Source organism: Ignatzschineria sp. PL_is040 (assembly GCF_055813795.1).
Map to the genome: position 1 here is coordinate 1 of NZ_JBVPGU010000051.1, position 306 is coordinate 306.

General features: G+C 49.0%; 1 protein-coding gene. It reads left to right on the top strand.

All coding sequences use genetic code 11. From position 1 onward, the window contains the following. Positions 1 to 306, top strand: a 306-nt coding sequence (locus AC0SAP_RS10400) for an Ig-like domain-containing protein (RefSeq protein ID WP_473384115.1), incomplete at both ends; no start/stop codon positions are given.

Below are 306 nucleotides of genomic sequence, written 5' to 3' on the forward strand. Positions count from 1 at the left end.
TGTAGTAGCAGATCCTGAGAGTGGTGCTTATGAAGTTGAGCTTAGCCGCCCAGTGACCGATGGCGAAACAGTTGATGTTACGGCAACGGATAAAGCGGGTAATACTTCAGAGAGCACGCCTGTAACCGGTGAGAAGGATACAGTTGCACCTGATGCACCGAATGCTGAGATCGATGAAGAGGGTCTTGTTGTTACAGGTAACGCAGAGCCAGGTTCAACGGTTGAGGTTAAAGATCAAGAGGGCAATAGCTTAGGTTCTGTAGTAGCAGATCCTGAGAGTGGTGCTTATGAAGTTGAGCTTAGCCG